The organism is Facklamia sp. 7083-14-GEN3, from assembly GCF_024742075.1.
In the GTDB taxonomy this organism is placed as follows: Bacteria; Bacillota; Bacilli; order Lactobacillales; family Aerococcaceae; genus Facklamia.
This window is the reverse complement of the sequence record NZ_JANSGD010000002.1, coordinates 104,409-131,390: the sequence shown is the minus strand read 5'-3', so window position 1 is coordinate 131,390 and position 26,982 is coordinate 104,409. Positions and strand designations below refer to the sequence as shown.

The 26,982-nt window shown below is 35.5% G+C and carries 26 protein-coding genes; 23 read left to right on the top strand and 3 right to left on the bottom strand.

What is annotated here, in order from left to right:
* Window positions 1-5: 5 nt before the first annotated feature.
* The 5 genes from NW240_RS05240 (at window position 6) to NW240_RS05220 (ending at window position 5,334) form a co-directional block, all read left to right on the top strand.
* The gene (locus NW240_RS05240; protein WP_258436439.1) at window positions 6-1,007 is read left to right on the top strand and encodes an ABC transporter permease; all 1,002 of its coding nucleotides are present in this window, start codon (window positions 6-8) and stop codon (window positions 1,005-1,007) included.
* Window positions 1,008-1,249: 242 nt separating this feature from the next.
* The gene (locus NW240_RS05235) at window positions 1,250-2,152 is read left to right on the top strand and encodes a hypothetical protein (RefSeq protein WP_258436437.1); all 903 of its coding nucleotides are present in this window, start codon (window positions 1,250-1,252) and stop codon (window positions 2,150-2,152) included.
* A gap of 108 nt (window positions 2,153-2,260) precedes the next feature.
* Entirely contained in the window at window positions 2,261-3,514 is a 1,254-nt protein-coding gene (locus tag NW240_RS05230) for a sugar ABC transporter substrate-binding protein (protein WP_258436436.1), read from the top strand.
* Window positions 3,515-3,626: 112 nt separating this feature from the next.
* On the top strand, window positions 3,627-4,496 hold the full coding sequence (locus NW240_RS05225) for a carbohydrate ABC transporter permease (RefSeq protein ID WP_258436434.1): 870 nt from the start codon (window positions 3,627-3,629) through the stop codon (window positions 4,494-4,496).
* The gene (locus NW240_RS05220) at window positions 4,489-5,334 is read left to right on the top strand and encodes a carbohydrate ABC transporter permease (RefSeq protein WP_258436433.1); all 846 of its coding nucleotides are present in this window, start codon (window positions 4,489-4,491) and stop codon (window positions 5,332-5,334) included. The genes NW240_RS05225 and NW240_RS05220 overlap by 8 nt, the downstream gene beginning before the upstream one ends.
* A 2-nt stretch (window positions 5,335-5,336) precedes the next feature.
* On the opposite strand, the gene NW240_RS05215 is transcribed toward NW240_RS05220, so the two are convergent.
* The gene (locus NW240_RS05215; protein ID WP_258436432.1) at window positions 5,337-6,266 is read right to left on the bottom strand and encodes a hypothetical protein; all 930 of its coding nucleotides are present in this window, start codon (window positions 6,264-6,266) and stop codon (window positions 5,337-5,339) included.
* Between the two features lie 79 nt (window positions 6,267-6,345).
* On the opposite strand from NW240_RS05215, the gene NW240_RS05210 reads away from it, so the two are divergent.
* The 4 genes from NW240_RS05210 (at window position 6,346) to allB (ending at window position 11,347) form a co-directional block, all read left to right on the top strand.
* Window positions 6,346-7,032, top strand: a complete 687-nt coding sequence (locus tag NW240_RS05210; RefSeq protein ID WP_258436431.1) for a histidine phosphatase family protein — start codon at window positions 6,346-6,348, stop codon at window positions 7,030-7,032.
* A 199-nt stretch (window positions 7,033-7,231) separates the two neighbouring features.
* Window positions 7,232-8,458 (top strand): allantoate deiminase, encoded by a 1,227-nt coding sequence (allC, locus tag NW240_RS05205; protein WP_258436430.1) that lies wholly within the window; start codon window positions 7,232-7,234, stop codon window positions 8,456-8,458.
* Window positions 8,459-8,481: 23 nt separating this feature from the next.
* Window positions 8,482-9,930 (top strand): allantoin permease, encoded by a 1,449-nt coding sequence (locus NW240_RS05200; protein WP_258436429.1) that lies wholly within the window; start codon window positions 8,482-8,484, stop codon window positions 9,928-9,930.
* A 52-nt stretch (window positions 9,931-9,982) separates the two neighbouring features.
* On the top strand, window positions 9,983-11,347 hold the full coding sequence (gene allB, locus NW240_RS05195; RefSeq protein ID WP_258436428.1) for an allantoinase AllB: 1,365 nt from the start codon (window positions 9,983-9,985) through the stop codon (window positions 11,345-11,347).
* Between the two features lie 101 nt (window positions 11,348-11,448).
* On the opposite strand, the gene NW240_RS05190 is transcribed toward allB, so the two are convergent.
* Together NW240_RS05190 and NW240_RS05185 are read right to left on the bottom strand one after the other, a co-directional pair.
* Entirely contained in the window at window positions 11,449-12,381 is a 933-nt protein-coding gene (locus tag NW240_RS05190; protein ID WP_258436427.1) for an AEC family transporter, read from the bottom strand.
* A gap of 23 nt (window positions 12,382-12,404) precedes the next feature.
* A complete protein-coding gene (locus tag NW240_RS05185) occupies window positions 12,405-13,187 on the bottom strand; it encodes an alpha/beta hydrolase (RefSeq protein ID WP_258436426.1) in 783 nt (260 codons plus the stop codon).
* A gap of 261 nt (window positions 13,188-13,448) precedes the next feature.
* Here NW240_RS05185 and fdrA point away from each other — a divergent pair, with 261 nt between their 5' ends.
* From fdrA to NW240_RS05115, 14 genes are all read left to right on the top strand, one after another.
* Entirely contained in the window at window positions 13,449-16,457 is a 3,009-nt protein-coding gene (gene fdrA, locus NW240_RS05180; RefSeq protein WP_258436425.1) for a DUF1116 domain-containing protein, read from the top strand.
* A complete protein-coding gene (locus NW240_RS05175) occupies window positions 16,450-17,382 on the top strand; it encodes a DUF2877 domain-containing protein (protein ID WP_258436424.1) in 933 nt (310 codons plus the stop codon). Before fdrA ends, NW240_RS05175 begins: the two co-directional genes overlap by 8 nt.
* Window positions 17,383-18,171: a (S)-ureidoglycine aminohydrolase gene (allE, locus tag NW240_RS05170; protein ID WP_258436423.1), complete on the top strand. Its 789-nt coding sequence runs from the start codon at window positions 17,383-17,385 to the stop codon at window positions 18,169-18,171. It begins immediately after the preceding gene.
* A gap of 9 nt (window positions 18,172-18,180) precedes the next feature.
* Window positions 18,181-19,251, top strand: a complete 1,071-nt coding sequence (gene allD / locus NW240_RS05165; protein ID WP_258436422.1) for an ureidoglycolate dehydrogenase — start codon at window positions 18,181-18,183, stop codon at window positions 19,249-19,251.
* Window positions 19,252-19,527: 276 nt separating this feature from the next.
* Window positions 19,528-21,144, top strand: a complete 1,617-nt coding sequence (locus tag NW240_RS05160; RefSeq protein ID WP_258436421.1) for a PucR family transcriptional regulator — start codon at window positions 19,528-19,530, stop codon at window positions 21,142-21,144.
* 170 nt (window positions 21,145-21,314) lie between these two features.
* Window positions 21,315-21,572 (top strand): DUF5960 family protein, encoded by a 258-nt coding sequence (locus NW240_RS05155; protein WP_258436420.1) that lies wholly within the window; start codon window positions 21,315-21,317, stop codon window positions 21,570-21,572.
* Between the two features lie 135 nt (window positions 21,573-21,707).
* Window positions 21,708-22,538: a TspO/MBR family protein gene (locus tag NW240_RS05150; RefSeq protein WP_258436418.1), complete on the top strand. Its 831-nt coding sequence runs from the start codon at window positions 21,708-21,710 to the stop codon at window positions 22,536-22,538.
* A gap of 20 nt (window positions 22,539-22,558) precedes the next feature.
* Window positions 22,559-22,951, top strand: a complete 393-nt coding sequence (locus tag NW240_RS05145; protein ID WP_258436417.1) for a YbgA family protein — start codon at window positions 22,559-22,561, stop codon at window positions 22,949-22,951.
* Between the two features lie 720 nt (window positions 22,952-23,671).
* Window positions 23,672-24,535 carry a GNAT family N-acetyltransferase gene (locus tag NW240_RS05140; RefSeq protein WP_258436416.1) on the top strand — a complete coding sequence of 288 codons (864 nt, stop codon included), beginning with the start codon at window positions 23,672-23,674 and terminating at the stop codon, window positions 24,533-24,535.
* Window positions 24,536-24,754: 219 nt separating this feature from the next.
* Window positions 24,755-24,955: a cold-shock protein gene (locus NW240_RS05135; RefSeq protein ID WP_090290170.1), complete on the top strand. Its 201-nt coding sequence runs from the start codon at window positions 24,755-24,757 to the stop codon at window positions 24,953-24,955.
* A gap of 117 nt (window positions 24,956-25,072) precedes the next feature.
* A complete protein-coding gene (locus NW240_RS05130; RefSeq protein WP_258436415.1) occupies window positions 25,073-25,459 on the top strand; it encodes a GntR family transcriptional regulator in 387 nt (128 codons plus the stop codon).
* The gene (locus NW240_RS05125) at window positions 25,446-25,880 is read left to right on the top strand and encodes an ATP-binding cassette domain-containing protein (protein WP_258436414.1); all 435 of its coding nucleotides are present in this window, start codon (window positions 25,446-25,448) and stop codon (window positions 25,878-25,880) included. The genes NW240_RS05130 and NW240_RS05125 overlap by 14 nt, the downstream gene beginning before the upstream one ends.
* A 9-nt stretch (window positions 25,881-25,889) precedes the next feature.
* Window positions 25,890-26,294 carry a hypothetical protein gene (locus NW240_RS05120; RefSeq protein ID WP_258436413.1) on the top strand — a complete coding sequence of 135 codons (405 nt, stop codon included), beginning with the start codon at window positions 25,890-25,892 and terminating at the stop codon, window positions 26,292-26,294.
* Window positions 26,291-26,956: an ABC-2 transporter permease gene (locus NW240_RS05115; RefSeq protein ID WP_258436412.1), complete on the top strand. Its 666-nt coding sequence runs from the start codon at window positions 26,291-26,293 to the stop codon at window positions 26,954-26,956. The genes NW240_RS05120 and NW240_RS05115 overlap by 4 nt, the downstream gene beginning before the upstream one ends.
* The last annotated feature ends 26 nt before the right edge of the window (window positions 26,957-26,982 follow it).

Here is a 26,982-nt window from a genome sequence, read left to right as displayed (position 1 = left end):
AAAACATGTTTAAAAGAATAGGGCTTATTTTTATGCGAGACTTGAAAGTGAATTTAAAAGATGCACTTTCGCTTTATATTTTATTAATTCCCATACTATTTGGTATTGCCATTAATCTCTTTTCCCCAAGCATCAATGACACGACCGTCAACCTGGCTTTAATTGAGGGAGAAAATCCTGAACAAGTCGAATACTTTCAAAAGTTTGCCAAAGTGGAGATTTTTAAAAATGAAGATCAGATAAACGATCGAATAAAAAAAAGAGATACGATAATTGGCGTACTTCCCGATAAAGAAAGCTATTATTTGCTGACTCAAGGAAATGAAAGTGACTCCGCTGTTGACTATGCTAAATTGTTACTGACTTTTTTTGAGCTAGGCGTCACTATGGAAGATTCAAGGAGTCAATTAGTAGATTATAATCGTAAAATACCTCCGCTTAAGAAAACATTAGCAAATATTTCTATTCTGACGGTTTCAATCTTAGGAGGAATGTTAATCGCCTTAAATATCATTGAAGAAAAAACAGATAAAACCCTCAGTGCCATCAATTTAACGCCGACTACTTCAACCACTTTTATTTTAGGCAAGTCAATGATAGGCATTTTCTTAGCTATTTTTGGTGCCCTGACTTTGATTCTCATCACAGGGTTTACCGCCATTAACCTTATACAGCTTATATTAGTCGTTTTTGTTACCAGTCTGTTGAGCATATTGGTTGGTTTTATTCAAGGTTTGAATAATAATGATGTCATTGGAGCGGCCAGCAGTATCAAACTTTTGTTTTTACCACTAGTAGCTGCTGTAATCGCCATTGAGCTTTTAAATGATCAATGGCAAAAGTTTTTCTACTGGGACCCCTTTTATTGGGCCTACAAGGCTAACGACTTGGTTCTATCACAAACTGACAGTTGGGGGCAAGTGTTGCTGTATAGTGCGATCACCTTCATTATTTGTGCGCTAGTTTACTCGTTTTTAGCTCCACAAATTAAAAAGAAGCTGCAATAAAAGAGCAAAAAAGCTTCTTGCGCTTGGAAAAATTAGTCTATGTATTTTAAAAATTTAAATGTTGAATTAATTGTAAGTTCGATAATAAATCCCCTTCATTTATCAGTAAGTCTGATAAGTAAGCTCTTAATTATGTCTCCTCGCTTAGTTATAATAGATAGAGATCGTGACTGTTTCAAAAAGATAGTCGAAACTTTTAAATAAGTTTATTTACTAGCTAAAAGTTAGAAGGAGGGGTAAAGTTGGGTAATAAACGGATGCTTGACTGCCAAGCAAGTGATTTCAAGGCAATGACTTCCAAAGATTTACTCCATAGTATACGTGCGAATGAAGGACGAACTTTACTTGTCGAGGTAAGAGAAGATCGAACCCCTCACTTACCGGATTTAACCAATTGTGAATTGGCACGAGCTGCTGGAGCGGACTTAGTTCTTTTAAATCAAATGGATGTTTTCCAACCACAAATATGGGGTTTGTCAGAAAATCAAAATCCTATCCAAACTTTAAAGAGTTTTGTTCAGCGGCCCATGGGGGTTAATCTTGAGCCGCTAGCTCCAGAAAATAATCAACCCTTGGAAAATTTGGAGAAATTACCAGCTGGACGGATATGCTCAAAAAATAGTTTAAAGCGAGTCGAGGAATTAGGCTTAAATTTTGTTTGTTTAACTGGGAATCCAAGGTCGGGCGTAAGTAATCAGGCTATTTTAGAGGGCATCAAGCTAGCTAAACAATATTTTTCAGGATTGATTATAGCGGGTAAGATGCATTCTGCTGCTTATTGTGAATCCATTTCTTCGCTCAAATGGGTAGCACAATTTATAGAAGCGGGTGCAGATATTATTCTCTTACCGGCTGTCGGAACGGTTCCTGGTTTTACGATTCAAGATTTTGAACAGAGTCGCCAATTAATACATCAGAAAGGTGCTTTGTGTATGGCGGCTAATGGTATGAGTCAAGATTGCTCTCAAAAAGAAGTTGTCATAAAGTTAGCTATTGATGCTAAGATAGCTGGAGCTGATATTATTCATATTGGCTGTTCTGGCAGTGGCGGAATAGCACCTTTTGAAAACATCATGCAATTATCGATTGCTGTTAGGGGGTTAAACCACACACTAAGAAGAATGGCAGTTTCAAATAGTAGATAGGTCTATTGAGAAAGTTTTCTTTATAATTGAAAGGATGTGGTTTCAGAAAAAACCGTCATAAAATATAATTAGATTAACAATAGCGCATAATTAAAAGGAGACAATAAAATGAAAAAAAGTTTAAAAAAATTAATAATCGCAGGTTTATCTTTTACAACCCTTCTATCACCTATGGCTACAATGGCTCAAGAAGAGGAAACAAGCATTGAAATTAGCTTTATGATTCCTGATTGGGGAGCTCCATCGGATGAAATGTTGGCTAGTTTTGAAGAAGAGTATGGGATTAAGGTTAATGTTTTACCAACTAGTTGGGATGATATTCGTGATAAGTTAGCGATTGCCGCTGCAAGTAACACTGTGGCAGCTGATGTCTTTGAAGTTGATTGGTCTTGGATGGGAGAATTTACCAGTGCAGATTGGTTAGCTCCTATTGAACTTGAAGATGCAGATGCCTTTCCGGCAATTGAGCAATTTATGCGAAATGATGAGGTCTATGCAGTCCCTTATGCAAATGACTTCCGAATTGCCTACTACAACACAAATATGTATGAAGAGGCTGGCTTAGAAGAACCACCAGTAACTTGGGATCAAGTAATTGAACAAGCGAAAACTATTAAAGAAGCTGGAGTTACAGAATATCCAGTATCGCTTCCATTAGGTGCAGATGAAAACTTAACCACTACATTCTTCTGGTTGGCTTTTACACGTAATGGTATGGTATTTAATGAGGACAATACTTTGAATGAAGAAGCGTCTCTTGATGCGCTAAACATCATTAAGACTTTAGCGGATGAAGAATTAATTAATCCAGGGAATGTCAATGGTTCAGGAATGGATGCATATAGACAGATTAATTCAGGAGATACTGCCTTTATAGTAGGTCCATCTTCATTTGTTGGTCGCGTGAATAACGAAGAAGAGTCGACGGTAGTAGGACAAGTAAAACCAATTCTTTTACCAGGTGTTGATTCCAATGCTGAAAGAACAGTACCTTTCCAAGAAGCCGTTGGTATTTCACCAAATACAGAAAATATGGAAGCCGCTCAAACTTTTGTTAAATGGTATACTTCCGAAGAAACTCAATTAGAATTATTTGATGCAGTAGGAGCACTGCCTACTCGTTTAAGTATCTTACAGCAGTTAATTGATGAGGAAATGATTCAAAACACAGGTGCGATGGTTGAATTAGCTGAGATGGTTGAATCACCATTCCCAAATGGAGTGCCTGAATATTACACTGAAATGAGTGCTGAAATTTATAATACCATTAACAAAATGGTAACTTCAGATCTTTCAGCCGAAGATGCTGTTAAGGAATTAGTTGAAAAAGTAAATAGTATTGTTGAAGAATACGCTGAGTAATTTAAAATAAATCTAGGTGTAGTGAAACTACACCTAGATTTAAATTTTTAAGGATTGATCCGTGCTATTATGAGAATGATAGTAGGGATCAATGATTTAAAAGGAGTTTATTATGAAAAAATCTAAAAAAGCCATCTTTCTAATCTTGCCTATGATGTTTATCATGGGATTACTCGTCTACTTACCGATTATACGTACCTTCATCTATAGCCTTCACGCTTTTAAATTAAGTAGACCCGATCGTTTTAAATTTATCGGACTCGATAATTATAAAGAGGTCTTACTATCAGAAGATTTTCATCACGCTTTTGAAAATAGTTTGATGGTATTTGTGTTAGTCGTTATTTTAACCGTTATTTCAAGTATTATTGTGGGGCTCTTGCTCAATAAGCGGACAGTTATCAGTCCTATGCTAACAGGTATTGCCATTATTCCATGGGCTTTGCCCCCTTTAGTGAATGGCATTGTTTGGCAATTTATTTTTCACCCCAGTTATGGTTTTATGAATAAATTATTGATGAGTCTTTCAATTATTGATCAGCCGGTTGCCTGGATTAACAATCGTTATTTACTCTTAATTGTGGTTTCAATTGTCATTGCGTGGCGGGTGGTGCCTTTTTGTGCCATCTTAATTTTGGCAACCCTACAAACCATACCCAAAGAAATCTATGAAGCTGCTAAAATGGATGGCGCCAATCGCTATACAGAATTTTTCTATATTACACTGAGAATGATTCTGCCTACACTTTCCATTGTGTTAATCCAAGCGACCATGGCAGGATTAAATGTTTTTGATGAGGTAATTTCTTTAGTAGGTTACCGTTACGAAGGGCAAACACTTTTAATCTATAATTATTTAAATACCTTTAGCTTTTTAGATTTTGGTTTAGGCTCAGCGATTACCTATATTATCATGGTTTTCTCGGGTATTATTGGTTACTTTTATATTCGTTCTTTAAGATTGGAGGGAGACCATGCTTAAAAACAAACGATGGGATTGGTTATACATTATAACTGTAGTTGTCTTTCTAATATTCACTTTAGGCCCTCTTATTTGGGCCTTTATAATCAGTGTCACTCCTAAAACAGAATTAATGAAAGCGGGAGGACACTTTCTTCCAAGTCAAGCAACTTGGACAAATTATCAAACTTTGTTTGACCCTACAGATAAAGCACATATCACTATTTTTAATGGTTTAAAAAATTCTTTAATCAGTTCTTTATATACGCTTTTTATTGGAGTGCCCTTAGCGGTTTTAACCAGTTACGCCATGGTACGTTTTCGTTTTCGCTTGCGGAAAGTAATCTTACGCTTATTGTTGATTACTATTGTTATTCCTGTTTTTACCACTATCATTCCAATTTTTGCTATTTTTTCAAACTATCAGTTATTGGATAAGCTCTTTTGGATTAGTGTCATTTATGTGACTGCTTTTTTACCCCTAGCAACTTGGATGCTCATTACACACTTTAATAAGATTCCTAAAGAAATGTGGGAAGCAGCAGAACTTGATGGTTGCACAGAATGGCAGCTTTTCTGGAAGGTAATCTTACCCATGTCTCGCACGGCTATCATTACCTGTGTCTTAATTCTTTTGTTGATGAGTTGGAGTCAATTCCAAATTCCGATGATTTTAACTTCTTCCCAGAGCAATAAAGTAATTACCTTGGTTTTATCTGAGTTTATGACAAGAGATGTTATTGACTATAGTATGATAGCAGCATCTGGCTTATTAGCCATTATTCCTCCAGCAGTTATTGCAATGATTTTTAGAAAAGATCTGGTATCAGGCTTATCAGCAGGGTCAGTGAAGGGTTAATGTCATGAGACTGATGTGTTTCCAAATTTTTTAATTCCGATGCCAACACCTAATAATTTCAAATTGATTATTGCCTTACGTTGCAGACTTGTTTGTTGTGGTAAGTTCTTCAATGACAATTCTTTCGTTCCAAAAATACGTTCAATCGCCATTTTGGGACAAGATGAATAGGCTAAAAGTTCAAAATTTTTGGCAAACGATAGAATTTTACTATCAGCATCGAGTAATGAGTTGTTATTAGGATTTAATAACCATGAGTGGCAGTAGAAGTAGTTGTAATTAAATTCAGCTAGAAACTCTTGTTTAAATTGAATGGCTTGATCGAAAGAGGATAAGCTATGTTTTTTATCAATCAGACTATTTTGCATAATATGGACACTAATAATGGGGAGATTATCTTTAAGAATTTTATAGCCGTTATTAATGTATGAGATGTCCTCAGGAAGAGTAGCTGAATTAAAGTTAGTAAACTCAAACTGAAGCTCTCCTAATTTAAAAATCCTAAGACGAAAAATTCGTGCTAACCACTCAAAATCATCTGCTGACAAACCAACACCTTGGGATAAGTTAACGCGCAAAAAAAGATCTGAAAGTGTTTCCCGTAATACTTTAAGAGGAAGGCTGTTCCTTTTATAGAGATTAATTAGAGGTTGAAGGCAGACAACCATAATGACCAACCGTTGCCAATCACTTAGTTGAATATTTGTAAGTAAAAAGTCTTGCTTGATCACTTGCTGTAAAATAGCTAAATAAACTGGCTGCTTATCTTGAAAGTCTTTCAAAACGCCTTGAATGGTTGTTAATTTAATCTGACGATTTTCTATAGATTGAGCTTGGTTGTAGTTTTGACAAAAGTCTTGAATTTGTTGGTGATCAATAGAGAAGTTTTCTAGATAGTTCTGGTAGTAATAAGAATATGCTAAGTTGGTCATGGATTATCCTCCTCAAATATCTTAATAAGTATAGCATGGGGTTCTATAAAATTCATAAATTAGTTAAAGGAATGATAAGATGTCTAAAGGTTTAACTATTTATTTTGTACGTCATGGTGAAACGTTTTTTAATAAGAATGCGCGTACTCAAGGTTGGTGTGACCCTCAATTAACACCTGAAGGAATTCAGATGGTGAAAGACTTGGGGAAAAGCTTAAGTAAAGTGAAATTTGATGCGGCCATTGTGAGTGATTTAAAGAGAACACGTACAACAGCTGAAATTATTATCGAGCAAAGTAGCTATCCAAATTGGATGATTCCTATTAAAGAAATGGCTGACTTTCGAGAAATTAGCTTTGGATCCTTTGAGGGTATGGAAAGTTATAAAACTTGGGATATCTTAAGAACTTATTTGGATTTTGATTCCGTTGAAGATATGCTAAAAAATACAACAGAAAAGCAACGGCTGATGACATTACGTTATGCAGACCCTCTCGGTCAAGGAGAAGATTATACTGTTTATTGTAAACGGCTAAAAAAAGGAATTGATAAATTGCTAGAAGAGCTAATTGATACGGAGGCTTGTGTCCTATTTGTCGGGCACAGTATCAATATTCGTCACATTCTACAATTTTTATTACCAAAAACAGAACACATCGATGAGTTCTATAATATGCGGTCGATGAGCAATGGAGGAGTAGTCATTATTCAAGAAGAAGCTGACGGCTTTAAACTCAAGCAGTTTATGGATAAAACATTCGATTAAAAAAAGCATTCACCTATACAATAGGTGAATGCCTTTTTTTAATTAGAAATTCTTATTATAAATAAAAGATATTGTTTTTTGTTCACTTTAGACAAATTCCATTGTCATCTTGAGCAAATTTAACAATGAGAAATGAAACCGTTTTACACTATAATGTGCTTAAGATATAAATGGGCAAAATTTTGAAAGGGTGCGAACTATGATAAAAATTTCACCAGCAGAAATCGATCGTCAAATGGATTGGATTTCAAGTATTTCAGATAAAGAAGGAAAAGGTACCACAAGACTTTTATATAGTAAATCTTGGATTGAAGCTCAAAATGCTTTAAAAGACCTTTTTGAAAAAGAAGGAATGAAGGTAGAGTTCGATGAAGTAGGAAATATGTTTGCAACAGTTGAAGGAAGTGAAGAACCAGATTCAATTATTGCCTCAGGATCGCATATTGATACGGTTGTAGATGGAGGCCGTTTAGATGGTCAATTAGGTATTATGTCTGCCTATTTAGCGATTAAAGGGTTGGTTGAAGAATACGGTCAACCAAAGAAATCTTTGCGGATTGTTTCGATGGCAGAAGAGGAAGGTTCACGTTTTCCATACGCCTTTTGGGGTTCTAAAAACATTTTTGGCCTAGCGAAAAAAGAAGATGTTGAATCAATCAAGGATAATGACGGTATTCCCTTTGAGACGGCTATGAAGGAAGCTGGTTTTGATTACTTAATAGATTCTCCGCGTTTTAATAAATTTGATGCTTTCGTTGAATTACATATTGAACAAGGAAATTTCTTGGAAAATGCCGGTAAAAAAGTTGGGATAGTCAATGCTATCGTAGGTCAGAAACGCTATACCGTAAAATTAAAGGGTGAGGCTAATCATGCCGGTACCACTTTAATGAAATATCGTAAAGATGTTATCGACTGCTACGCTAGAATTGTTTCTGAAGTCATTGATAAAGCAAATGAAATTGGCGATCCTTTAGTGGTAACTTTCGGCCATGTAGAAGTAAAGCCTAATGTGGTAAATGTTGTTCCAGGGGAAATGGAATTTTCAATAGATACTAGACATACTGATCAAGACGCTTTAGATGAATTTGCTGCATATATTGAAGCCACTATTGAGAAACATTGTAACGAAAAAGAGATTGAAGTGGAAATGAATTTATGGATGAATGAGCCACCAGTGCCAATGGATCCTAAGATTGTTAAGGTCTTAGAAAAAGTTTGTCAGACTAACCAATTAAATTATCAGACCATGCATTCAGGAGCGGGTCATGATTCACAGATTTTTGCTCCACAAGTTCCAACAGCTATGATCTTCGTCCCTTCTATCAAAGGAATCAGTCACAATCCGGAAGAACATACCGAGGCGGTAGATATTGTTGAAGGGATACAAGCTTTAGCAGAAGCCTTAAAAGAATTGGCCTATTAAAATAATTTGGAGGACTTTTTATAATGGAACATAATGATGTCTTAGTAAAACAAGAACAAATTGATTTATTTAAGTCAAGGGGATATACCAATGATGATATATTGCCTAACAAGCCAGAACAACGTAGTATGTCAACGCTTAACTTCTTTACCCTTTGGATGGGATCGGTCCACAATATCCCTAACTATCTAACCGTTGGTGGTTTTCTTGCTTTAGGGGTAGCACCTATTCACGTGTTTTTAGCTATCATTCTGGCGGGACTAGCAGTTGCGGGTCTAATGACAGTTAACGGAAAAGCAGGATCTATGTACGGTATCCCATTTGCAATTCATCTGCGTTCAGTTTATGGCAGTGCAGGATCTAAATTGCCTGGCTTCCTAAGAGGAGTTGTGGCAGCTATTGCATGGTTCGGGGTTCAAAACTATGCAGGTTCGAAAGCTTTATTAATATTAGTAAGTAGAATTTGGCCAGGTTTCTTGAATATTGGAGAAGGCACTAATATTTTAGGCCTTTCTGTACCAGCCTTTTTATCATTCGTAGTGTTCTTCTTGGTCAATGTAATGATTGGCTTAGGAGGAGGTCGTGTATTAAATAAGTTTACAGCCATACTAAATCCGCTTATTTATGTGGTGTTTGGAGGGATGGTTGTTTGGGGATTAAGTGTAGCGGGTGGATTTGGACCAATTTTTGACCATGTGACAGCTGCTAATCAATCGGTTGCAACCCCTCTAGCTTATCTGATTATTATTGCATCTACCTTATCCGTTTGGGCTGCTCCAGGAGTAAGTGTTTCTGACTTTACTCAAAACGCAACTTCCACAAAGTCTCAAACAATTGGGCAAACCTTATCGTTATTAGTTGCCTATGTCATTTTTGCTTTTGCAAGTATCACTGTTTTAAATGGTGCTGCAATCACAGGTGTTTCGCATCAAGGTGATGTTTTACAAATTATTAATCAATGGGACTCTATGCCCGCTATTTTCCTGGCTTCATTTGTCTTATTGATGACGACTGTTTCAACGAATGCGACTGGTAATATTATTCCAGCTGCCTACCAATTAACAGCTCTTTTTCCAAAAAAAATTAATTACCGTAAAGGCGTAATTGTTGCAAGTATTATCAGTTTTATCATTATGCCGTGGAAATTTATGGAATCAGGAAGTGTCATTCTAGTCTTCCTTAACTATATTGGAAGCTTGTTAGGACCTGTAGCCGGTGTTATGATTGCTCATTTCTACTTTGTTGATAAACAGAAGATTGACTTGAATCTTTTATATTATTCACCAGAGCAAGCAGCGGCCAATCCTTATTCTGGCGTCAATAAAAAAGCTTATATCGCAACCGTTTGTGGATTTATTGTTTCCATTGTTGGTCAATTTATCCCAGTCCTAGAGTTTCTATCCCAAATCTCTTGGATTGATGGTTTTGTTGTGGGATTACTTACTTACTTAGTATTAAATCGTGCAGAGTAATGATCTTTAATTATTCTGGGCGCTTAATAAAAATCTATTAGGAGGTTATTTTATGTCATATGATTTAGTCATAAAGAATGGTCAAGTCATTTTAGAAAGTGGCGCAGTTGTGACCGATTTGGCAGTTAAAGATGGAAAGATTGCTGCAATTGGCGAAAACTTATCAGCTGATCAAGAGGTTGACGCTAAAGGCTTAATTGTGAGTCCGGGAATGTTTGACTGTCACGTTCATATCACTGAAAATGGCGGCGGTTATCGTGATGAGTGGGAAGGATATGTTACAGGAACTTCTGCTTGTGCTAAGGGAGGAGTAACTTCTTTCTTAGAGATGCCATTGAACCAAGTGCCAGCAACAACGGATGAAGCGAGTATTAAGGATAAATACCAATCTGGTCAAGGTAAATTAAAGGTGGATGTTTTCTCTTTCGGAGGACTTGTACCTTATAATGTTGAAACAGGTGGTATTCAAGAATTAAATGAGAACGGTGTAACGGCTTATAAATGCTTTATGGCAACTTGTGGCGACCGTTCAATTGATGGAGACTTCCAAAATGTGGATGACTACTCACTCTATGAAGGCATGAAACAAATTGCTAAGACAGGAAAAGTCCTAGCCATTCATGCTGAAAATGCTGCGATTACTGACCGCTTAGGTGAAAAAGCAAAAGCAGAAGGTAAATCTAAATTATCAGAGTATGTGGCAACTCGTCCGGTCTTTACAGAGGTAGAACCTATCCAACGTGCAATTCTTTTTGCTAAAGAAACAGGTTGCCGTATTCACATCTGTCACGTGGCTTGTCCAGAAGGTGTGGAAGCAGTTATTAAAGGACAACAAGAAGGTGTGGATGTAACTTGTGAGACTTGTCTACACTATTTATACTTCACAACAGACCAATTAGATGCTATAGGAAATGTGGCTAAATGTTCACCACCAATCCGTGATAAAGAAGCTCAAGATGGTTTATGGGATTATGTCTTCTCAGGAGATATTATTTCATCAATCTCTGACCATTCTCCATGTACACCCGACTTGAAAGATAAAGAAAATGCATTTGATGCTTGGGGTGGTATCTCAGGCGTACAAAATGACGTTGATGTTTTCTTTGATGAAGCAGTTAATAAGCGTGGCATGTCTCTTGAGCAATTTGCACAAGTGATTGCAACACAACCAGCTCGTCGTTTCGGTATTGATGATACAAAAGGAAGTTTATCTGTAGGTAAAGATGCAGATATCGTTCTAATTGATCCTAATAAATCTTATGTCTTAGCTGCTGAAGATTTAGAATATCGTAATAAGATCAGTCCTTATATTGGTAGCGAAATCGGTGCAACTGTTATGGCTACTTATGTTAGAGGCCATGAGGTTTATAGCAAAGATAAGGGAGTCACAGAAGAATTTGTCGGAGAATTTAAATAATCCATTAATATTCGTTCGGTATTAATACCAAAAGAATAGCCCCTAAGAATTAGATAAACTCTAGTTCATAGGGGCTTTTTTATTTGAATGAATGGTTTGATTTAAAAGAGTAGTGTAATTAAAGGAATGGATACAACCGACAATAAGGATGTCATAAAGACCATCTGACTGGCAAACTCAGGATGATTATCATAGTTTTGCGCAAACATAGCCACATAAGAAGCTGTAGGCATACCTAACATAATAGTCGGAATAATTAACTCATAGTTTGAGAAATTGAGCGCTTTTAAAGTAAAGAGAATGATTAGTGGAATAAACACAAGTTTGAGGAATGCTTGAACATATAGAAATTTATTAGCGAAGATTTTAGAAACATTACTACGCGATAGAATTAAACCAACAACAATCATGGCTAGCGGTGAAGTAGCAGGACTTAAAATATTCAAAACTTTATCCAAGGGTTGAGGAACCTGCCAACTAAAAAGGAAGAAGATTAAACCAACGACTATCGATAAGATGCCTGGACTTAGGACAATTTTTTTCCAATTAAAAGCTACCTTACCTGAGCCATTTCTTCCCATTAAATAAATACCAATTGACCAAGAGATAATTTCAAATAAAAAACCAGCACCGATAACCGCATAGAATAGTGCTTCTTCTCCTAAGAGATTACTGACAATGGGGTAACCCATAAAAGAGGTGTTAGATAAAAGAAGGGCCACTCTAAAAACATCTTGCTCAGCGATGGTTAGCTTAGTTTGTTTAGCAACTAGCCAACCGAAAATCAACATTGCAGTATAACAAATGGCTACAATTATTAAAATTGTAAAAGCTCTTTGTACGCGCTCCATATTGAAGTCTAATTGCATGGCATTAAAGATGGTTGCCGGCATGGTGATATACAAAACAAGGTTCGTAATATCTTTTTGACCTTGGGCACTAATCACTTTCAACCTACCAGCGAAAAAACCAATGATAATAAGAATGAATAAGACGAGCACACTTTGAAGTGTGGACATAAAATCTAATTGCATAAAAACATCCTTTCAAGTTTTATTTAATTTGATAGCGAATCAAGCCACTCGATGACTTGCTGATAAACCTCTCGCCCTTTTATTAAATTTGTTCGATCGAAATCATGATCTGCAGAAGCAACTTCAATCAATTGACTTTGATTAGCGAATTTGTTCAGTTGTTTTGATTGTTGAATAGGAACATCAGGGTCTTTATCAGCGTGGACAAGAAGTAGGGGAGGTAGTTGGACAATTTGTTCTTGAGTAAGTGAAAACTTGCTTGGATCGTCCGTTAGAAAGTCAATCCAATTTCCCACTTGTCTACAATAGAGATAGATTAAATAACGCTCGTTTTGTTTTCCATTACTGATGGGATTGCTTTGAACGAAAGTCTCTACTAATTCTTTGGAAACTTTTGCAGCCTTATTATGGTAAGGATTAGGATAGATAAAGTTCGCATCATTTAACTTGTAATAGCCATAAAAGTTGATGATAGCTTTCAGCCATTCAGACGACATTTTTGTAGCTAATTGTAGGGCAAGATATCCTCCAGCTGACCGGCCGAAGAGATAGTATGCTGGGTCTGATTGCTCCGCTAATTGATAACCTTCATTTTGGTACCATTCAAGTGTTTTGATTAAGAGATTAATGATTTGTTCTAAATTACTTTCAGGAGCTAATAAGTAGTCAAGAGCTAATATCGAATATCCTTTATTATTAAGTAATTCGATATATTCGCTCGGCAAGTCTTCACGTTGACCAAAAATAAGTCCACCACCGTGAAGATAAATCAGCATTTGACTTTGTGTTGCTGAAGACTTATACAAAGTGGCTGAAATTGTATAGTGAGGAGTTTGAAAAATATCAATTACTTGTTTAATTTAAATCACCTTCTTCTAAATTGGGAGATGGAGCCCATTATTGTAAAATTATTCTAACATTCTTTTTAACGCATCCACCACAAAATTAAAATGAAAGAAAAGTTATTTTTGTTCGAAATGAACAAAAGAAGGCGATTTATTTGTAAACTGAGCAATCGAATTATCTGATGAAAATCGATATAATAGTAGACAAAGGGAGGGATTTTCTTGTTATTCACAAAAATTCAAAAAGGGAATTATCAAGACTCTATTAACTTGATGCTTTTGTCAGCAGAAGTTAATAAAGTGGATGGTGTTACTCAAGCGCAAGTTATGATGGCGACGGATGCAAATAAGGATATCTTTAAAGGAGCCGGTCTATCTACTCCTGAATTAGAATCTGCTGGTGCTAATGATTTGGCTATTGTAGTTGAAACAGAAGATCAAGCAGTTTTTGATAAAGTTTTAGAAGAAATCGATCATTTCTTGGCCGATTTATCGGTTAAGAAAAAATCTGATAATAAGGTAGATGTTGATAATTGGGATGAAGCAATGGAAGCATTACCAGATGCTAATTTAGCCTTAGTATCTATTCCAGGAGAGTATGCGGCCTATGAAATAGAAAAGGCACTAGATAATAATTTACATGTTTTCTCATTCTCAGATAACGTTTCATTGAAAGATGAAGTGAGACTAAAGCAAAAGGCGCATGAAAAAGGTCTCTTATTTATGGGGCCTGACTGTGGAACTGGAATCATTTCTAGTATACCAATGGCCTTTACCAATGTGGTGAAGCCAGGAAATATTGGTGTAGTTGGAGCTTCAGGGACAGGTATTCAAGAAGTTACAACTATTATTGACCGTTTAGGTGGCGGAGTAGTTCACGCTATCGGGACAGGTGGTAGAGACTTGAAGGAAGCGGTTGGCGCGCGCACCATGATTGACGCGATTATCGCTTTAGAAAAGCACCCATTGACAGATGTCATTTGTGTTATTTCTAAACCACCTGCAAAAGAAGTAAGGGATCAAGTTGTTAAAGTACTACAATCCCTATCCAAGCCTGTAGTAGCTATTTTCTTAGGTGAAAAACCAACCGAACATATTGGCAATGTGGCTTTAGCTTATACATTAGAAGAAGCTGCCAGAATTGCCATCGACTTGTCGAATGGTGAAGAAGTCAAAGCTAAATATGTGGACGAGCTAGATAATCAAATTCAATCTCAATTAAAAGATAAAACAGTTAAAGGTCTCTACTCAGGTGGAACTTTAGCAAATGAAGCAGCTATGTTAATTTCAGATGCATTAGAATTAGGAGATATTCAAAACGAAAAAGGTTATATTTTAAATACGCATGGTTTCCAAGTAATGGACTTAGGAGACGATGTCTATACTCAAGGAAAACCACATCCGATGATTGACCCAAGTATTCGAATCGAAAAATTAAAAGAAGCTTTTGCAGATGAAAATACCGGCGTTATTTTATTAGATGTTGTCTTAGGATATGGTTCTCACCCAGATATGGCTAACGCTTTGATTCCTACGATTCAAGAGAATCTCTCAAAACTGGCTGATAGTGAGCGTGAAGTTTATGTTGTTGCTACTGTAACAGGAACACCAAATGATCCTCAAGACTATGATAAGGCTGTAGCCAACTTAAAAGAAGCGGGAGTCTATGTAGAAGCAACTAACGCAAAAGCTATCCGTTTGGCATTAGAATTGATGGGCGTTCACTATCAATTTGCTGCTAAAGAGCGTGTGGCTTACACAGGTGAGAAAGTTGAATTACCTAGCCCAAGTGAACAGGTTCAAGAATTAGTGATGACTTCTCCTCGAGTAATAAATATTGGTATCGAAAGTTTTGTGGATCCCATTATTAAATTTGGAGGCAAAGCTATTCAATACAACTGGCGACCAAAAGCAGGTGGCAATAAGAAATTAATTAGGATTTTAAATGAATTAGAAAAACATGCAGAGGCTATTGATGAAGCAAACCAGAAAGTAATTGGTCGTATGCGTGATTCTCAACCTTATTTAGTGGACGTTAAATATGCTAAAGAAGTTATCCCAGAATTAAATACGGATAAAAAAGTTATCTTACATGCTGGACCACCAGTGAAATATGAAAATATGACGGGTCCAATGCAAGGTTCAGTTATTGGAGCAATGCTATTTGAAGGTTGGGCTTCAAATCATGAAGAAGCACAACAGCAAATTGATGCTGGAGAAATCATCTTCATGCCTTGTCACCATGTGGGCGCAGTAGGCCCTATGGGCGGTATTACCACTGCTAATTTCCCTGTCTTTATTGTTGAAAACAAAACAGACGGGACAACCGGATACTGTATCATGAACGAAGGAATCGGAACGGTATTACGTTTTGGTGCCAACAATGAGGAAGTTATCACTCGTCTTGAATGGATGCGTGATGTATTAGGGCCTGTTTTAGGACAAGCTTTGCGTCAAATCGAAGGTGGTATTAATGTCAATGTAATGATTGCCAAAGCAATCACCATGGGTGATGAATTCCACCAAAGAAATATTGCAGCTTCTCTCGTATTCTTAAAAGAAATTGCTCCAATCATTACCTCATTAGATATTGATGCCAAAGAAAAGCAAGAAGTGATTCAATTCTTAGCAGATACCGATCAATTCTTCCTCAACATCGCAATGGCTACTGGTAAAGCAATTGTTGACTATGCACGTAAGATTAAAGAAGGCTGTATTGTTACCACTATGGCGCGTAATGGTGAAAACTTTGGTGTTCGTATCGCGGCTATGGGTGACCAATGGTTTACTGCACCTGTTAATACGCCGAAGGGTCTATATTTCACTGGTTATAGTGAAGAAGACGGTAGTAAGGATATTGGAGACTCGGCAATTACAGAGACTATCGGTTTAGGTGGATCAGCCATTGTAGCGGCACCTGGAGTGACACGCTTTATCGGTGCAGGTGGTTTTGAAGACGCAGTTCGTATTTCTAATGAACAAGCAAAAATTGTCAGCGCACAAAACCCTAACTGGTCTATTCCAACTTGGGATTTCCGTGGAGCTAACTTAGGAATTGATATTCGTAAAGTTGTCGAGACAGGAATTGAACCAATTATTAATACTGGTATCGCTCATAAGAATGCTGGTGTCGGCCAAGTAGGTGCTGGAACGGTTACTGCTCCGATTGCTTGCTTTGAAAAAGCTTTAGTCGCTTTTGCAGAATCTTTAGGAATTAAGGTGGATGAATAAGCTAGTAGCGGATAAAACAGCTCTATTGATCTCGACTTATCTTTTCCCCTTAGAAGATCAAACATATTGGGTCGACTCTGTCTTTGAGCATGGGATTAATCTAGTCACTAAAAAAGCAGAGGGTTCTAATCAGTTGATTTATCTTTCAGCAGTTAACCAAGAAAAGGCTTCTGTGATAGGCGTTCAGTTAAAGAATAACCAAGTGTTTAATCAATTGATGCGTTACCTGAATCCGGGTGAACAAATTCGACAACAGAATCATTCATGGACTGTATATACGCGACCTTTACCCTTTAAAATTGATCTAGTCGACTATCAATCATATTCTTGTGGCTTACCCGCTTATTCTTTAAAGCTAACCGTTAAAGATTTAAAACAGCTTATTGATAACCTGAGAAAAGCCAAAGTTTATCAGCAATCGGCTTTTAATAAGTTAGGTACACTACAAAAATATTATCAAAATACATTGCTTGGCGATCTGCAAAATGATTTATTGACTAACCCAGCTAAAACGTTAGATTTAGTCCAATTTCTTTTTGGCAAAGGACTTGGACTAACTCCTTCGGGAGATGACTTTTTACAAGGAATGTTAGTCATGGAACAAAGTCTTTTAAATCGTCAAGATTCAACTGTTTCGTTTGAACAATCGAGCATATTTTTATCTGATCTCATCAAGCAAGAATTGAAAGTAAAAGCAACTACTAAAGTCAGTGAAGCATACTATCAAGCTGTTCTAGCAAGACAAGTCAATCCTGTTTGGCTGAAGTTGATTGAGGCAATAAAAAATCAATCATCTGATCAGATAATGCAATCGATTCATTCGATCCAATCATATGGACATACTTCAGGAAATGATATGCTCTTGGGTGCACAATTTTACTTACAAATAATACTAAAAAACAAACTTTTAAAAGGAGAGGTATAGATGGGATACAAGAACAATAAAACAGGTTACAGAGATGGTTTATTAGAAAGTCGCGCTGTAATTGAGAAAGATTTATATGCAATTTTACCGCATGATGGCTTAGTGAATAATCAAATTCCTGGATTTGAGAATGTTTTAATATCAATTTTAGGTTCTCCTGCTCTAGGCGCTAGCTTTAACGATTATATTGCAGAATTCCAAGAAGGTGGAAAGAACGAGCGTGGTTTTGGTGGAGAAGGCCTTGAAACTTTTGCTTATGTTATTTCAGGTAAATTAAAAGTAAGTGATGGCAAAGAAGAACACCTATTAACACATGGTGGCTATGCATTCTTCCCAGTAGATCAATTAATGTATATGGAAAATGCTCAAAAAGAGATGACAGAAGTTTTCTTATATCAACGTCGTTATGATGCTATTGAAGGTTATGAAGCGCATAAAGTAGTTGGTAATAAAGCTGATTTGCAGCCAATTGAATATGAAGGTATGAAAGATGTACTCTTATGGAACTTCTTACCAACAGATGATTTTGGCTTTGATATGAATATCCATATACTAGAATTCCAACCAGGTGCTAGTCATGGTTATATTGAAACCCACTATCAAGAACATGGTGCTTATCTACTTTCTGGTCAAGGAATGTATAATTTAGATAATAAGTGGTTCCCAGTTGAAAAAGGTGATTATATCTTTATGGGAAGATATTCCTTGCAAGCTGCTTATGCTGTTGGACGTGACGAACCCTTATCTTATGTTTATTCTAAAGATGCTAACCGCAACCCTAAATTATAGGAGGATAAAATGACAGATAAAAACGAAACAGTAAAAATTCAAGCCAGTCGTCTGCAAGACTTAATTAAAAAGAAGTTAATGGCAGCTGGACTTCCAGAAGATTCGGCTTTAGAGACGGCGAAGCACTTAACTTATGCTGATTTATCTGATATTCATTCCCATGGAGCCGTTCGTGTTGCATATTATGCTGAACGTATCGCGAAAGGTGGCGTGACAAAAAAACCAAAGATTACCTATACTAAGACGGGACCTGCGACAGCTACTTTTGATGGAGACAATGGTCAAGGTCACTATATTGCGAATCTTGCTTTAGAAAAAGTAATCGAATTAGTTAAAGAAAATGGCATTGCGATGGTAGGTGTCACCCACGTGAGTCATACAGGAATGCTAGCTTATTATGTTGAAAAGTTAGCGGAAGAAGGCTATGTTAGCTTATCTATGACTCAATCAGATCCAATGGTAGTTCCTTTTGGAGGATCCGAAAATTATTTTGGAACCAATCCAATCGCTTTTGGAGCTCCTCGTAAAGAAGGGCGACCAATCTTTTTCGATATGGCAACTACTGTTCAAGCTTGGGGTAAAGTCTTAGATGCGCGTTCAAAAGGCGAATCAATTCCAGATACTTGGGCAGTTGATGCCGAAGGCAATTCAACAACCGATCCACATAAAGTAGCAGGTCTTTTGCCAATTGCTGGGCCTAAGGGATATGGTTTAATGATGATTGTTGATATTCTTTCTGGTATGCTTTTTGGTTTACCATTTGGTAAAAGTGTTTCGTCTATGTACAATGATTTAGACAAGGGCAGAGATTTAGGACATGTTTATATCGCTGTTGATCCTGAACGCTTCACTAGCTTAGATCAATTTACTTCCAGTATTGAACAAATGGTAGAAGAACTACACGCTATTAAACCGGCTGATGGCTTTGACCAAGTTTATTATCCAGGAGAATTAGCAGTCTTAAGTACAGAGCGTAATCTTGAAGAAGGCATTGATATTCCAAAACATATTGTGGATTACCTTGAATCAGATACTGTTCATTTTGATCAATATGGTAATAAAGGTGCTTTTGCAGAATAGAAAGACAAAAGCTTATAAAAAGTATGTAAATAAAAATTTTGAAAAGAGTCTAATAATTTATAAGTTGTTAGACTCTTTTTGTATTGAGGAAAGTGATAATCTTCATGCTTTTTAAAAGAAAGAAAACAGAATCAAGATAGAAAATTGCTTAAACAAAAAAACATTATTTTTAATAACTTCGGTTAGAATTTGTTTACTTGCTTTAAAAGATGGCTTGTAAAAGTAGGAAGGAATAAAATCTCTTGGTATAATGAGTTTACTAAGGAGATGGTTTCTGTGGTATTAGTGGAAAAATTATTAAAAATTGATTACCTCTCGGAAATTAAATTATTAACAGATATAAAAACAATTGAACACCAAGAAGTTAGTAATGTCGAAATAACTGAAACTCCCGATATTGAATTTTATATTAGTCCGGAGACTTTAATTCTTACAACCGGAATGGTTTTTAAAGACGATCAGTTGCAGATGATTCCCTTTATCGATTCATTAATTCGTGCTAAAGGAGCAGGTTTAGCGATTAAATCAGGTCGTTTTCTTCATGGAAAACTTCATCCCAAAGTGATTGATCACGCCAATCAACGCAACTTTCCTATTATTAATATACCTGATAAGTATCCATTAGGACGCTTGCTGCATCAAATATCAAATTATATTTGGAATCAACGAAAAGAAGAAATTGAGTTTGCTCTAAGCATTCAGAAGCAATTTTCAGATCTCTTACTTAACAATACCTCCATCGATAAAGTAATTAATGAATTCAGCAAAATCATTAAATGTCCGATTATTCTCTTGAGCCCATTAAAAAAAGTTGTGAGTTATTCGCATCATTTCACTAAGAATCCACTACTCATGCAATCGTTACAAGAGCAGTTTCAAAAGCGATTTAAAAATAAAGAGGTCCCCAATGATTACTTTAAAATGAAAGATGAAAATGGCCAAATACTTTTAGTCTCTGCAAGTAGTGTTTTCGTATTTAAATACTTTCCTCATTACTTACTAATATTAAATCCAGAGAATATGACCTATCCTATCTCTGCCTTTACTATTGATCAAGCTAAACTAGTACTCTCCTATATTCTTTATAAAACTGAAAAAGTTTTTTCCAGTTATCTACACACTTCCTCTAGTTTTATGTTAGAGACCATGGGGGGAGATACTCTAAGTAAGGGTATTCTTTATAAAACGATTGAGGAAATTAAATATGTTGATTCAAACTATTACTTGGCTGTTGAAGTAAATGTTTCCAGTGCACTAGAACCTAAGTTTAAAACAGTTAAACTTTATGAAAAATATGCTTTGATTTTAGATTTTCTAAAAAATTACGGGCAAGAATATTTCAAGGACATGTTTTTATTTCAAACAGATGCTAATGCCCATCTCTACCTAATTTTACAAAATCACGTCGGTAATCTTGATGAGAAATTATTGCAGTGTCATGATGATTTGTTGAAATTGGTTAATATTGACATGATTTTTAGCGTAGGCGAATCAGTTAGCTCAATTGATCAAGTATCAAGGTCGATTGACCAGGCGTCTTTAGCATTTAAAGCACGATTGACAGATTATAATAAAGAGACGATTAGCTATTACAATAATTCGGGAGTCCAACATTTGTTCCATGATATCGATAGTAAAGATATTAATTATTTTTGTGAATCGGTACTAAAAGAGTTAGCTTATCCTAAAACAAATAATTTAAAAGAATTACGTGAAACACTTAAGGTCTATTTAGATAATCAGTGTGAGACAACTCTAACCGCTAATATTTTGTTTATCCATCGTAACACCGTCAAATATCGTATTGAAAAATGTCAAGAATTATTAGGTGTTGATGTGACTGACCCTAAAGCGTCCTTAAACATTCGAATAGCCTTGACGCTCAGCGTTTAGCTTGTGAGTTATATTCAAATCATTTTGAGCAAACCCTTATGACTTGTTGGTAGAGTTAAGAGGGTTTGTTATTTTATTTTAGAACAATTCACTCAAAAAGAAAAAACTAAAAAGTAGAAAACCTCTTGAAAAAGCGAACGTACGTTCTATAATATTAGAGAGGTGATTCGATGTTGAAGAAAGAACAACCGATGGAAATTAATGTTTTTGATTTAGCTTATCGACAATTAGAAGAAGATTATATGAAATATTCAGCTATAGGCTTACCTTTGTATTGTGTGATCGATAGCATTATCAAAATGATGCAAAGAGACGAGGTAACCTTTTTTATTTTACCTCGAGCAAAAAGTTTAGACGGAAAAAATCATTATTTCTATTTTCGGGTAGTTGATAAGTTTTATGAATATCGTGGATGCGATTTATTTTAAAAATTTATGGAATGGATAAAAATACAGAATAGTATCATTAATAAGTAAAGATGGTATAATAGTGGAAACGGTTTATTGATAGATTAGAGGGTATCTAAAGGCCGTTAATCTAAAATGTAAAAAGGAATGATTATTATGTTAGAAAAAGCAAAGAGTCAAAATGGTAATCAAACAAATTTTTGGTTAGTTGGTAATTTTATCTCATTTTTCCTCACTTTATTTGTTAATTATTTGGGAGGGTCTGGTTTAATTAATGATATGAGCCAACAAGAGGTATCCGCTAAATATACAACTTTGATTACTCCCGCTGGATTCGCTTTTAGTATATGGGGAGTAATTTATACTATGGTGCTAATTACGCTTATTTATTTAGCGTTTAAGCGTGATAACCAAAAAATTATGCGTACTATTTCACTGATTTCTCCTTTGTTTATTATTTCCTGTTTTTTTAATATGGGCTGGATCTTCAGCTTTTCTTATGAATTAATTGGTCTTTCTGTTGTGATGATTTTTTTATTACTCTTAGCATTAATGAAACTGATTGAAAAAATTAATTATCAAAGTAAAGACATTTCTTATGCTTTACCAGCCTATGCCTTCACACTCTATGCTGCTTGGGTTTTAATCGCAACATTCTTGAATATCTCTATTTTCTTTGTCAAAATAGGCTGGAATGGCTTTGGTATTTCAGATTCAGTGTGGTCACTGGTGGTTATTACGATTGCTATTGTTTTTGTTGTAGGCTATGTCTTTATGTATAAAAATGCTTTCTTCCCAATCTCAATAGCTTGGGCTTTCTATGGTATTTATAGTAATTATGAAGAAGGTGTTCATAGTCCGAATTTAGCTTCAAGTATTAAGATCCTCCTGTTAGTCGGTTTAGCTATCTTAGTGATAACGGCTATTTATCGCTTTGTTATGAATAAGAATAGTATCTTTCCAAAGACAGAACTCAGTAGACACTAATAGATAGAAAGGTAACAAATATGGAAGGTCATAAAGTTCAAAAGAGAGAAAGTCAATCGCTTTGGAGTCAAAACAAGTATTTAGTTTTATCTAAATCACAAAGATTATACTTGGAGATTAGAGAGTATCTTAAAAATGATCATGTTGACCTTGCATATGTTCAAAAGAAAATAGAGATTGCCGAAAAATTGCCCGAAAATAAAAAGCAAAGCGTAAATGCCTTGCTTCATATATGGGGTTATTTTAAAAAGCAGGCCAATCAGCAGGAAAAAAATGGGTTTTTTAGTAGGTTAGATGCTTATCAACAAGCCAAAATTGAACAAAATGATGTCATTGAATATATCAAGTACTTACTTGAACGATATCCCAATTCCTATTTGCAGGCATCGACTTTAATTAATGAAAATAAATAGAATTTAAATAATTTTCAATCAGAGTCTTCCAATCATTCAAATTAAGGTTTTTATATTAAATTGAATGGTCAAAGGCTCTTTCTATTAGAAAAAGACCTCCAAAGGGAGGTCGCAATTTATTATGGTTAATTTAAAGATAGGTATCTACCAGATACGATAAGCTATAAAAAAATCCGTTTGGCCAATAGCTTTATCCCAACGACAAGCATAAAGTCAGCCATGTCAACAGTTCCTTTAATAGACAAGGCACAAGGAAAGAAATAGAATCTTTTTCATTATAGAAATAGTTATATAGGAATTGTGTTTGAATGTTAGGGATTGCTTCTTGCTTTTGATAATCTTTGTTCTTCTTATCATTCTCTGTAACTACGTTGTTTCAATCTTTTATTAATATTGGTCATGATCCCAGGTTTTACAGTTTCTTATTCTCTAATAATAAATTGTTTTAAATTTTTGGAGGAATACTCTTTCACACAATTTTTGGTATAATTATCAAGAGTAATTTTCATAATTCCCAATGTTAAATAGAGGGCTTTATTAATTTTTTTGATAGTAAATATCTTTAAAATATTCTGATATTGATAATATGTATACAATTTATCAAATATCAACAACTTTTATTTTGATTTAATATCGAATAAAGATTTGTTCGTAAATCTATAATTTTTAAGTTAAAACTTTCAAAAGACAAACTTATTTTGATTGAAGTAGGTGTGTAAGATGGGAATTCACTATCACAGTAAACAAAATTTAACCAATAAGGAATTACAAGCTGCAAAAGCTCTTTTAAAATACAAACATCAAGTGGATCGAACCTTTTCTGATCCCTATCTATTTAATCGATACAATTTTGATCAATCGATGCCTAGTTTTTATATGGCTCATAAGGATGGCAAGATGATAGGTTTACTAGCAGTATATGCCGATGATGCTGAAGTGGAAGTCTCAATCGTTGTCGATCCAGATTATCGACGCAAGAACGTAGCATCTAAACTTTACGAAAATTTTCAATCAGAAACTGCTTCTTATGGAATTAAATCCGTTACTTTTAAAACGGAGCGCGTATTTTTAGAAAAACATCCGCAACTATTAAATTCCCGGAATTTATTAGTTGCGGATGAGGAAGTATTAATGGCTTATGGGCAAAGTCCTTATTCAGTTGAAGAACGTTTTGATATTAAAGTTCTGATTGCTTCTGAGGACCATGTAGAGGCGATTGCTCGTTTTCAATCCGAAAGCTTTGAGGATGATTATGATTTGACCTTAAGATATGCCAGAGAAACAGTTGAAAACCAAGACAGTCCGATCTATATAGCCCTGCACCAAGGGAAAGTGGTTGCCTCCATTTCTGCTGATCAAAGTTCAGAGGTCAATTATTTGTTTGGTATTGCAGTTGACCCAAACTTTCAAGGGCAGGGAATCGCTAGTTACCTAATGAAGCAAACAATTAATGACTTGATTAAATTAAATAATAAGCCTTTCCACTTAACAGTCGAATTAAACAACCAGCCCGCATTTAATCTCTATAAAAAGTTAGGCTTTAGTGAAATTACTCGCATTGTTTATTTGAAATTTAAAAATTAACTATTTACTACAGCCACTTGACTTGCTAGCTCTTTATTTATGAAAACGTAATTTGCTTTCAAATAAAAGTTGACAGATCAATATTTATGAACTATACTAGGTAAGTAGTAAAGAAATAAGTTAATTAAGTCATTTTCATCCAACAAATGTAAATCTTCTTTTTAATTATTTAATTATTGCAATACAAAGTGCTTAAGACGCACACAGGAGGATTTATATATGAATACAGGTACAGTGAAATGGTTTAATGCAGATAAAGGTTTTGGATTTATCGAGGGACAAGATGGGAAAGATGTTTTCGCACATTTCTCAGCAATCTCTGGAGACGGCTTTAAATCATTAGATGAAGGCCAAGCAGTGTCTTACGACGTTGTTTCAGGCGATCGTGGCGACCAAGCCGCAAACATCGTAAAACTATAATAAAACTTAACCCACCAGCTTAGCTGGTGGGCTTTTTTTGTTTATTTAAATTTTGGTATTTTAAGATTGACAACTGATATACTCTGTTATACACTGTTTACGAAAGGGGAAAATTGCATGCAAATAATTATCGATAATACCAGTATGACTCCCCTCTATGAACAAATCGTACAGCAGATTGCTGCTATGATTTTAGGGGGAGAATTACCGGCTTCAAGTGCGCTTCCTTCTGTTAGATCCCTTTCTAAGGAACTGAAAATCAGTGCTCTAACGGTCAAAAAAGCTTATGACCAGTTGGAGAGAGAAGGCTATATTGAAACCGTTCATGGTAAAGGATCCTATGTATTAGAAGCCAATCAAGAACTATTACGCAATGAACAGCTGATGCAAGTAGAAGCTGCTGTGGCTCAAGCAATTGAGAAAGCACAACGTTTCAACTTAAGTAAAGAAGATATGCAGTCTATATTTGATTTATTAATGGGGGATTGGAATGTTAGAAGTTAGTAATATAAAGAAAAATTATGGTCACTTTCAATTGAATTGTGATTTTCAAGTTAAAGAGGGAATGGTAACAGGCTTATTGGGTAGAAATGGCTCTGGAAAAACAACGACAATCAAGGCCATTCTTGGTTTAATCTTTCCATACCAAGGACAAGTCAAATTCTTAGGTCAACCCATTGACAAACTTTCTGGCAGAGATAAGGAAAAATTTGGAGTCGTTTTATCGGATTCTAATTTTAGCCGGGTGATGACTTGTAAAGATGTTTTAGCCATTTTAAAACGTAGCTATCAAAATTTTGATGAACAGATGTTTAAAAAGTTTGTGGATCAGCAAGGCTTACCATGGGATAAAAAGTTCGAAAATTTTTCAACAGGTATGCAGGCAAAACTGAAATTAATTACGGCTATTTCGCATAAAGCTTAATTTCTTATTATGGATGAACCGACTTCAGGTTTAGATGTCGTATCACGTGAGGAAGTGTTGGATATACTGCGAGATTATTTAGCAGAATATCCTGAAACAAGTATCTTAATTTCCTCTCACATAGCAAGTGATTTAGAAGGGATTTGTGATGATTTTTACTTAATTGATCAAGGTAAAATAATGATGCATGAGGAAATGGATCAACTTTTATCTAGCTATGGTATTCTAAAGATTCGTCAAGATGAAATGGATCAGATCGATCAAATACATATCCTAAAGACTGATCAGACCAATTATGGTTATTGTTGTTTAACAAATCAAAGACAGTTTTATTTAGAAAATTATCCGCATGTAATCATTGAAAAAGCTTCGATAGATGACTTAATTAAATTAATGGCAGGTGATCGTAAATGAAAGGATTGCTCTATAAAGATTGGGTATTAATCCGCAAGATGGGACTACAAGCTTTGATACCATTAGTAGTGGGTATCATTATTCTTTACAGTGGAGAAGATAAGTATTTTTTTATAGCATACACTAGCATGGTAGGCTTTTTGTCTATTATTTCAACGATTACTTATGATGAGTATGATAATGGCATGCCCATGCTTTTATCCTTGCCATATACACGGCAAGACTATGTGCGAGCAAAATATCTGCTTGCAGGCCTAGCCATGCTTGTTTTACTGATAGTTGAAGTGAGTTTGATTTCTGGGATGGCTGCTCTCAAAGGTATTGAAAATTTTGTTTTTTTAGATAACTTTTTAGAAATTGTGGTTGTCTTGTCATTAGCTTCAATTATATGCTGGATTTTAATTCCGGTTCAATTGAAATATGGTGCTAAAAAATCAATGTTAGCAATAGTGATAGTGGGGGGCATAGTTTTCATAGCAGGTCTAGGAATTGCTTTTCTTGTTAAAAAATATGATCTACTTAATACGGCCCGCCTAAAGTACATACTCGATTTCCTAGCTAATGACTGGAACGTTTTCTTTATATTAAGTATAACGATGGCAACATTTATGGGGCTTTCATACCTTATCAGCACTAAAGTTATGCAAAAGCGGGAGTATTAAATGGTGAAGGCAAAACAGAGTGAGGC